Here is a 10,254-nt window from a genome sequence, read left to right as displayed (position 1 = left end):
GGCTGCCACTTCGCTGGGCACGACGGGCGTGCCAGCGGCCCAGTAAGGGGTCGCGGCAAAGGCATAGGTGGGCAGCGGGACACGACGCAGGTGCTCCTGGGGCGAGAACAGAGGCCATTGCACGGCCGCCCCGGCCGCCCACAGGCGGGCCAGGTCGCGAGCCATGGGCTGTGGCAGCGCGGCAAGCTCGGCCTGGGCCGCCTGACGACCCTGCTCGTCGGCTTCGTCACCGACAAACACCAGCTGGCGATCGGCACCCTCGGCAAGAAAACCGCGCACCCCCTGGGCCAGCGATTCCAGGGAATCGCACAGCAAGGCCAGCCTGGCAGGCATCGGGTCGCGCCCGCTTTGCAAGGTGTGCAGCACGTCGCGCAAAGCCGGCAGCGGGGCGTTGCTGTCCAGCCAGTGCAGCAGGCGCTCGGCCATGACCTTCAGGCGTTCGGGGGTGCGCGCCGACAGCACCGCCACACTGGCGCCCGGGGCGTCGCAATGGCGGGCGGGCGCTGGCGCGGCAGGCACGTACTCTTCCAGCACCAGATGGGCATTGGTACCGCTGAACCCCAGGGAACTGACACAGGCCCGCCGCGGGTGATCGGCCTGGGCCGTCCAGGGCTGCAGGCGGTCGAGGGTGAAGAATGGGCTGTTGGCAAAATCGATGTGCTGGTTGGGTTGCTCCAGGTGCAGGGACGGCGGCAATGTCTGGTGCCGCAGGCACAGCACGGCCTTGATCAGGCTGGTGATCCCCGCCGCGACCTGGGCATGGCCGATGTTGGTCTTGACCGAGCCGATGGCGCAGAACCCCTTGTCCTCGGTGCGCTGGCGGAAAGCGGCGGTCAGGGCCTCGACCTCGATGGGGTCGCCCAGGCGCGTGCCCGTGCCATGGGCCTCGACGTAGCCGATGCTGCGCGGGTCGATCCCGGCGCGGGCATGGACGTCGCTGAGCAACTGGGTCTGGGCATAGGCGCTGGGCACGGTAATGCCCGGGGTCTTGCCGTCCTGGTTGATCCCCGATGCGCGAATCACCGCGTGGATGGTGTCGCCGTCGCGTTCGGCGGCCGCCAATGGCTTGAGCACCACAACCGCGACCGCTTCGGAAATCACGATGCCGTTGGCCCGCTCGTCGAAGGTCTTGCACAGGCCGTCCGGCGACAGCATGCCCAGCTGCGAGGCCAGGACAAACAGTTCCGGGGTGTTGTACAGCATCACCCCACCGGCCAGGGCCACTTCGCACGTGCCGCTTTGCAGGCTTTCGCAGGCCATGTGCACCGACACCAGGGACGACGAACACGCGGTGTCCACCGCCACCGCCGGGCCTTTCAGGTTGAGGAAGTAGGACAGCCGCGCGGCGAGGATCGACGAGGCGTTGCCGGTCAGGCTGTAGGCATCGGCTGGCATCTGCTGCTGGCGCAGGTGCGTCAGGTAGTCGCCGGTGACACAGCCGACAAACACCCCGCACTTGCTGTTGGACCAGCTGCCAGGCGCATAGCCGGCGTCTTCGATGGCGCCCCAGGCTTCCTGGAAAAACAGCCGCTGCTGGGGGTCCATCAGCAGCGCTTCGCGGGGGCTGATATTGAAAAAGTCGGCATCGAAGCCCTTGATGTCGTCCACCAGGCCGGCCCATTTGCTGTAGCTCTTGTTGCGGGCGTTGCGGTCGGGATCGAAATAGTCGCGGCTGTCCCAGCGGCTGGCGGGAATCTGCGCCACGCTGTTGCGCCCGGCCTTGAGGTTGTCCCAGAAGGCGCTTGTGCTGTCGGCGCCGGGAAAGCGCCCGGACATGCCGATAATCGCGATATCCATGGCGCCCGCGGGCTGTTCCCGGACAGGCTGGCCGTTGCCGGCCACCAGGCGCAGCAGATCGCGCCCCTGGACCAGGGAGATGTGGCCGTCCTTGACCAGGTTGAGGATGTCGGTGGTGGTAATGCACACAGTCATTGGAAATCACCCATTAAACGGTTGGCCTGGTCGACGCTGAGTCGACCGCTCTGTAATTGCGCGAGGATGTCGAGCAAGGCCTGGTCCGGGTCGTCCGGGACAGGCTCGGCGGGCTGCGCCGGTGGGAGGGGGCTGCCCCCAGCTTGGCGTTCGAGCGCCTCGGCGAAGCTGCCCAGGGTCGGATGTTCGAACAGCAGGCTGACCGGCAGCGTGATGCCCAGTTCCTGCTGGACCTGGTAGATCAGGCGGGTCGCGGTGAACGAGGTGCCCCCGGCGTTAAAGAAGTGGCTGTCGTCGCGCGCCCGCGGCAGGCCGAGGATCGCCGCCCAGATACCCGCCACCTGCTCGGCCCGCCCGCTGGCCATGGGCCGTCGCGCATGGACGGGGTCGACGCTCTCCGGTGCGGGCAGCGCCTTGCGATCGATCTTGTTGTTGGGGGTCAGCGGCAAGGCGTTCAGGCCGACGTACAACGACGGCACCATGTACGCCGGCAGGTCCCGCGCCACGCGCTGGCGCAGCTCGGCCTTGAAGGCTTCGTCGAGGATCGCCGGCGCGACGACGACCACATAGGCGGTCAACACCCCTTCGGCATCGCCGCCGCTGCCGCGCTGGCGCAGGGTGACCACGCAATCGCGCACCTGGGGATGGCCGCGCAGGCTGTTCTCGATTTCCCCCGCCTCGATGCGAAAGCCACGGACCTTCAACTGGCCGTCCTCACGGCCGAGGAATTCCAGCTGGCCGTCGGACGTGAGGCGCGCCTGGTCGCCGGTGCGGTACAGCCGGCCGGTGGGGCCCTGGATGAATTTCTCGGCGTTCAGGTCCGGGCGGTTGAGGTAGCCGCTGGCGACCCCTTCTCCCCCGATGCACAACTCCCCGGCCACCCCTGGCGGCACTTCTGCCTGGGCCTCGTCGAGGATATGGATGCTGGTGTTCTGGATCGGCTTGCCGATCGGCACTATGGCCGACGTGCCCTGCCCGTCGACCCGCTCGACACAGGACCAGATGGTGGTTTCCGTGGGGCCGTAGAGGTTCCACAGTTCACGGCCGCGCGACAGCAGTTCGCGCGCCAGGCTGCGCGGCAGCGGTTCGCCGCCACACAGAATGCGCAGATCCTGCTTGCCGGCCCAGCCGCTGCCGACCAGCATCTGCCAGGTGGTTGGGGTGGCCTGCATCAGCGTGATCCGCTGCTCGTCCAGCAGGCGCTGCAATTGCAGGGCGTCCATGGCCGCCTCGCGGGACGCCAGGACCACACAGGCGCCGTTGACCAGCGGCAGGTACAGCTCCAGCGCGGCGATATCGAAGGAAATGGTGGTCACGGCCAGCAGGCGGTCCTGCGCCGACAGCCCCGGTTCGCGGCCCATGGATTGCAGGAAGTTGCTCAAGGCCTGGTGGGCGATCTGCACGCCCTTGGGGCGCCCGGTGGAGCCCGAGGTGTAGATCACATAGGCGCTGTCGTGCATGTGCGACCGGCACGCCAGGTTATCGGCCGGGCGGGCATCGATGACCCCGGCTTGCGCGGCCAGGTCGAGCAAGGTCGTGGCCTCCAGGGTCAGCCCCTGGGGCAACCCGGCCAGGCTGTCGACCAGCATGAAGGCCGGCCGGGCATCGTCGAGCATGTGTTGCAGGCGCTGGGCGGGGAAACCCGGGTCCATCGGGATGTAGAAACCGCCCGCCTTGAACACCGCGAGCAAGGCGGCCACCAGGTCGCCCGAGCGTTGCATGCACAGGGCGACCCCCTGCCCTTGCCTCAGGCCCGCGGCCTGCAAGTGATGGGCAAGGCGATTGGCCCGCTGGTTCAAGGCCTCGTAGCTCCAACTGCGCCGGGAGTCGAGCAGCGCGGTCTGCGCGGCCTGGCGCAGCACTAGCTGCTCGAACAATTGGGCCGTGGTCAATGGCGCCACGGGCACCCGGGCGCCTTGCAGCCAGGTGGCCGAGCGCGCCAGATCCTGCCCGGCGACCACCGGCAGCGACCAGACCGGGGTCTCGGGCTGGCTGACGCAGTGTTGCAACAGGGTCAGGAAACTGTCCCGCATGCGCGCCATGGTCGGCGCGGCGAACAGGTCGGCGTTGAACTTCAGGGCGCCGGCCAGTCGCCCGTCGATGTCCATCATTTCCAGGCCGATCTCGAACTGCCCCTCCTGCTGGGCGAACGGCACAGACTCCAGCTGCAACCCCTGGTGCCGGATCGGCACGCCTTCCTCGGGCGACAGGATGCGGATCAGTTCGCTGCTCTGGTGCGGCTTCTGATACACGAACTCGGCCTGGAACAGCGGCGTGCGCCCGGCCTCGCGGGGAGGGTTGAGGTCCTGCACCAGCCGGGCGAACGGCACCCGCTGGTTTTCCAGGGCTTCGAGCACCACCTGTTTCTGCTGTTGCAGCAGTTCGCCGAAGGACGGATTGGCCCGCAGGTCGGCGGCCAGTACCACCGAGTTGACGAAGTAGCCCACCAGCGGGTTGAAACGCTGGTCGATACGCCCCGAGACCGGCGAACCGATCCACACCTGGCGGTCCGAGGAGTAGCGGGCGAGCAGGCATTGGTAGGCGGCCAGCAGCACGGTGAACACCGTGACCCCTTGGCGTTGCGCCAGGGCCTTGATGCCTTCGCTCAGTTCGCTGTCGCACTGGATCGCCAGCGACGCGCCATTGAAGGTCTGGGCCTTGGGCCGCGGGAAATCCAGCGGCAGGTTCAGGCGCACCTCTGGGTCGGCCAGCCGGGCTTTCCAGAAATCCCGCTGGCGCTGGCCGGCGGCGCTGAGCAGAAACGCCTCTTCCTCGCTTACGAAATCGGCGAAGCTGGCCGTCAATGGCGCCAGCAGCGGCTGCTCGCCGCGGCACAGGGCGGCGTAGCCGCCTAGCAATTCATCGAGCAGCAGCCATTGGCTCCAGGCATCCGACACCAGGTGGTGCACGGTCCACAACACCAGGGTGTCGCGCTCGCCGCAGATAAACAGGCGCAGCCGGCTGAGGGCGCCCTGTTGCAGGTCGAACGGCTGGCGATGGGCGGCCTGCAGCGCCTCCTGCACCTGCTCGCGCGACTGGCCGGCCAGGTTGTACAGGCCGATGTCGGGCAGCACCGTTGGCGGAATTTCCTGCACCGGTTGCCCTTGGCGTTCGCTGAACCGCGCGCGCAGCGCCGGGTGACGCTGCAGCAACAGGCTGTAGGCGCGCTCCAGGGCGGCGCGATCCAGGGGCGAGCGCAGACGGAAAGTCATGGCGATGTGATAAGCCGCGCTGGCTTCGTTGAGCTTATGGATAAACCACAGCGACTGCTGGCCATGGCTCATGGGCCACACCTCGGCCTCGATTGCGGCCGCGGCGGACGGCGCGCTGCTGTCGATCCAGTCGCCCCTGGGCACCGGGGCCAGGTAAGGATCGGGGTAGTTCACCGCGACCGCCGGCGCCGCGAGCGGCGGCTCGGCCTGGGTCTGCTCGGCAACCTCGGCTGCGGGCAGATGCTCCTCGCAGATATGCGCGATAAAGGCCCTGAGGCTGGTGTGACGCAGCAACGCCGCCGGTTGCACGTTGATGTCAAAGGCGTCGTTGATCTTGTTGATCAGCATCATCGCGCCGATGGAGTCCAGGCCGTACTTCATCAGGTCCTGGTCCGGGTCGATGTCGGCGGGCGCCAGCTTGAGCAGCTCCGCCAGCTCGCCGAGGGTCCGCTCCCCCACCGCCGACGAGCCCTGGCCCTGCGGGCTGGCGGTTGTCGGCCGGGGTGTCGCGGCGCTGCCACGCGGCGCCTTGGGGAACTCGTTCCAGGCCGCCTGGATGGCGTTGGCCTGCCCCTGGACGACCACCCGCTGCGTGCCCTCCTCGATAGCCAGGCAGTGCTTGAGCGCTGCGATCCCGGCTGCGGCGTCCAGGGCCTGCAGGCCGCGGCTGCGCTCCAGGAACAGCGAACTCTGCGCGTCGAGCTGCATACCGCCGTCGCGCCACAGGGTCCAGTTGAGCGCCAGGCTGCGCCCCTGGCGCAACCCATGGCGGACCCGGCGCTGGCGCTGGGCGACAAAGCCATCGAGGAAGCGGTTGGCATAGGCGTAGTCGGTCTGGCCGGCAAAGCCCATCACGGCCGCAATCGACGAATAGACCACGAACAGGTCCAGGGCTTCGTGCTCCAGGGCCTGGTCCAGCAGGGTGACGCCAATGGCCTTGGGGTTGACGATGCGCGCGATCTGCGCGGCGTCCTTGTGCGCCAGCGTGGCGTTGTCCATGCTCCCGGCGCAATGGAACACGCCGTGGATGCGCCCGGCCCGCTGCCTGATCCCGGCCACCAGCTCGGCGCTGCCTTGGGCGTCGGTGATATCGGCGGGCAGGTATTCCACTCCTGCGCCCTGCCCGTCCTGGTCGAGTGCCTCAATGACCTGCCGGCTCGCCGCCGGCAACTGCGCCAATGGCGTGCGGCCAGTGAGGAAGACCCGGGCGCGATAGCCCTGTACCAGCGCCCGCGCGAGGATCAGCCCCAGGCCACCGGCCCCGCCGCTGATCAGGTAGACCCCGCCCTCGCGCAAGGCGTCCTGGCCCACGGCGGTCTGAGTATCGGGCACCGCGCTCAGCACCAGGCGCCGGTCCTCTTCCAGGCGTACCTCGACCCCAAGGCCGGGTTGCTGCGACACGCCAATTTCCCGCGCCATCAGTGCGGCCAGGGGTTGCGCCCCAAGGCCGGGCAAAGCGATGGAGCGGGCCACCCACTCCGGCCGCTCGGCTGCCAGGCTGCGCATGAAGCCGCCCACGGCCACCCCGGCCGGCACGTCATGGGGATAGAAATGCAGCAGCGTGGTGCCCTTGGCGGCATCGCCACGGAGCAACTGCTGGGCGATGAAGGTCAGCGCATACAGATTGAGCGCCAGGGCTTGTTGCAGCTCCACCGGCGCCCCCAGGGCCCAAGTATGGACCAGGGTCGACACCGGCTCGGCACAGGCCTCCCACAACCTGGCGTAATCCTGCGGATTGTCGGGCACTACCTCATAGTGCCGGGGCCCGACGCAGCGAAAGGCAGCGCCGGGGTACACCAGGATGTCCTGGGGCCGGGCCAAGTGCTCGGCCAGTTGCCCATCGGCGACGAACAGCAGGCGCGCGGCCTGCGCCTGGGCGGCGTCGATCTCGGGTGCCGGCGCCGCGGCCAGCCAGTCCATGCGGTACAGCTGGCTGGGCGACGCCGCCTGTCGCGCCTTGATCGGCCGCAGGGTCAGGTTGTCGATATGCACCAGCAGCTCGCCGCTCTCGCCGAGGATGTGCACCGAGCAACGGGCGCTTTCGGCGTCGATCTCCCGCAGCTGCGCGACGCTGTAGAAGCGTTCGGGCAAGGCCTTGAGCACGGTGATCTGCTCCAGGGCGTAAGGGATGTAGGTGCTGCTGGGGTCTTCGTCCTCGCAGAAACGGATGCACGGCTGGAACGCGCTGTCGAGCAGCGCCGGGTTGAGGATAAAGCCGTCGAGCAGCCGGTAATGCTGGCCAAGGCCTTCCGGCACCGGCTGTTCGCCCTGGCCGCCGCCCGCCTGGCGCTGGATCTCGGCGATCAGGTAGCCGCCGCTGCGCGACAGGCTTTTGATGGCGCGGAAGGTCGGCCCGTAGGCAAAACCCTGGGCCGCGAAACGCGCATAGCACCCGGCGCCTTCGTCCAGCCGTTGGGCCTCGGCCAGCAGTCCGGCAAGCGACGGCACCGGTGGCAGCTCGGAGGCGCCGGCCTCGATGACGATTTCACCCTGGGCGCAGAGCTGTTCGCGGGCGCCGGAAAGGTCGTGGATTTCAAAGCGGGTCTTGGCGTTTTTCTGCTTCAGGCGCAGTTCCAGGGTGGCCGGCTCGCGGTCCACCAGGAAGGGTTGCAGCCAGACGATATTGCGCACCCGGGAAATCGCCTGGCCCGAGGCCAGGTAGCCGGCGGTGCAGGCCATTTCCAGATAGGCCACGCCGGGCAGGGTCTTGCGTCCGGCAATCACATGGTCGGCGAAATAGAACTCGTCGCCGTTGAACCGCGAACGGAACGCCACGCCCTCGAAGGTGGAGACATTGCGCTGCAGCAGTGGCGACAGCCCGGCGGGCGCCGTCGGCGCGGCCAATACCCGGAACACCGGCATCTGGCAGGGTCGCTGGGCAAACGGATAGGTCGGCAGGCTGACGCGCCGCGCTGGCGGCTCGCCGTCCTGGGCCCGCAGGGGCTGCCAGTCGAAACCGCCGCGGCGCACCCACAGCCGCGCCAGCGCCGCCCACTTTCCCTCCCGCGCCCAGCGCAAGGCGGTCGCCGGGAGTTCGTCGGCATCGAGCAGGGCGTCCTGCTCGACCACAGGCTTGCCGTGAAACAGCCGGGCCTCGCGGTCGTCGCCAGGGGCCACCGCCAGGTAGGCGGCCAGGGCCTGTTCCAGGGTTTGCATGGAATCGGCCACCAGGGCCAGGCGCGCGTCCATGGCCAGGCGTCCCACCTGCAGGGTGTAGGCCAGGTCTTCGAGGCGCAGCATCGCCCCCTCGCCGCGCAGGAACTCCAGCAGCTTGCCGGCATAGGCGCGCAGGCGCTCCTCGTTCTGCGCGCTCAGCACTATCACCTGCTCGGCGGGTGCGCTGGCGGGCACGGGGCCGGGCTGCGGGTACTCTTCCAGCACCGCGTAGGCATTGGTGCCACTGAAGCCGAACGAGCTGACCCCGGCGCGCCGCCGAGTGCCTTCGGGCACTGTCCATTCGCGGTTGTCGGTATGGATATAGAACGGCGACCGGTCGAGCTGGATATGTTCGTTGAGGGTCTGCAAGTGCGCCGAGGGCGGCAGACGCCGATGGCGGATCGCCAGGAGCGCCTTGAAGAACCCCGCCACCCCCGCCGCCGCCAGCATGTGCCCCATGTTGCCTTTGACCGAACCCAGGGCGCAGAACCCGCGCTCGTCGGTGAACGGCTTGAACGCATTGACCAGGGCCTCCACTTCGATCGGGTCGCCCAGGGGCGTGCCCGAACCATGGGCCTCCATCAGCCCCAGGCTGCGCGGGTCGATACCGAACTGCTTGAACACCGCCTGTTGCAACTCGGCCTGGGAAGTCTGGCTGGGCGCCGTGATGCCGTTGGTCTTGCCATCCTGATTGACCCCCCAGCCGATCAGCGTGCCGTAGATCGGGTCGTTGTCGCGCTGGGCATCCGCCAGGCGCTTGAGGGCCACCACTCCGACCCCTTCGGCCGGGACAAAGCCGTTGGCCCGCTGATCGAAGCTGTAGCAACGGCCGTCGGCGGACAACATGCCGGCCTGGCTGGCCATGATGTGGATCGACGGGTCGCTGAGGATCGACACGCCACCGGCCAGGGCCAGGTCGCTGTTACCCGTCACCAGGCTGTCGCAGGCCTGGGCGATGGCCACCAGGGACGCGGAACAGGCGGTGTCGATGGTCAGGCAGGGGCCGCGCAGGTCCAGCAGGTAGGCGATGCGTGCGGCCAGGATCGAGGCGCTGCCGCCGAGGAAACCGGCGGCGCTCAGGGCATTGCCGTTCTGGCTCTGGCCGTAGCTGCCACAGCCGACGAACACCCCGCATTTGCTGCCGGCCAACTGTTGCGGATGCAGGCCGGCATCTTCCAGGCAGCTCCACGCCTCTTGCAGGAACAGCCGCTGCTGGGGGTCCATGGCGTCGGCATCGGCCGGGGAAATATTGAAGAACAGCGGGTCGAAGCAATCGATATCGTCGACCGCGCCGATGGAATCGGAATAGGTCTTGCCCGCCTGGCGCGTCGGGCTGTAGGCCTGGTCCATGCGCCAGTAGTCCCGGGCGACGCGGCTGATGCAGTCGCGGCCTTCGGCCACGGCGGCCCAGAACGCCCGCGCGTCGCGCGCCTGGGGAAAACGCCCGGACAGGCCGATGATGGCGATGGCGCCGGCATCGCCTCTGGCCTCAGGCCTGGCGACAGGCACCTGAGGGACGCTTGCGGGCTCGACGCTGGCCGGGCGCGACCGAGCACGAAACGACGCCAGCTTCCTCGGCTGCGCGGGAATGCTGGACGCCGGCGCCTCAGGCAGCGCCGCAGCCGTTACCGCGGCAGGCGCCGGACGCCGCCCGAACATCGCCCGTGCCGGGCGCTGGGCACTGCCCTCCACGCCCTGCTCGGCCTGTTCCTGGTGCACCAGTTCGGCCATCCGCGCCAGGGTCGGGTAGTTGAAGACCCGCACCGCCGGGATGCTCAGCCCATAGGCCTGGTTGACCTGGGCCATCCACATCACGCCGATACGCGAGGTCAGGCCCAGTTCGAAAAAGGTCCTGCTTTCGCTGATGTCCTCGGCGGCGACGCCCAGGGCGTCAGCCAGCAGGCGACGAATAGTGTTCTTGACCGATTGCACGTCTTTAACAGGCATCTGAGTT

General features: G+C 68.5%; 1 protein-coding gene and 1 pseudogene. Both read right to left on the bottom strand.

The window, feature by feature from the left end; all coding sequences use genetic code 11:
* Positions 1-321 precede the first annotated feature (321 nt).
* Positions 322-1,776, bottom strand: a pseudogene (locus tag ATI02_RS33360) (type I polyketide synthase); the annotation flags it as partial.
* 152 nt (positions 1,777-1,928) lie between these two features.
* Complete coding sequence (locus tag ATI02_RS23365) at positions 1,929-10,247, bottom strand: non-ribosomal peptide synthetase (protein ID WP_100847495.1); 8,319 nt, start codon at positions 10,245-10,247, stop codon at positions 1,929-1,931.
* Positions 10,248-10,254: the final 7 nt, after the last annotated feature.

This window comes from Pseudomonas baetica, assembly GCF_002813455.1.
GTDB classification, from domain to species: Bacteria; Pseudomonadota; Gammaproteobacteria; order Pseudomonadales; family Pseudomonadaceae; genus Aquipseudomonas; species Aquipseudomonas baetica.
Note: the sequence above shows the minus strand (reverse complement) of the source record. Positions and strands in the feature narration are given on the sequence as shown.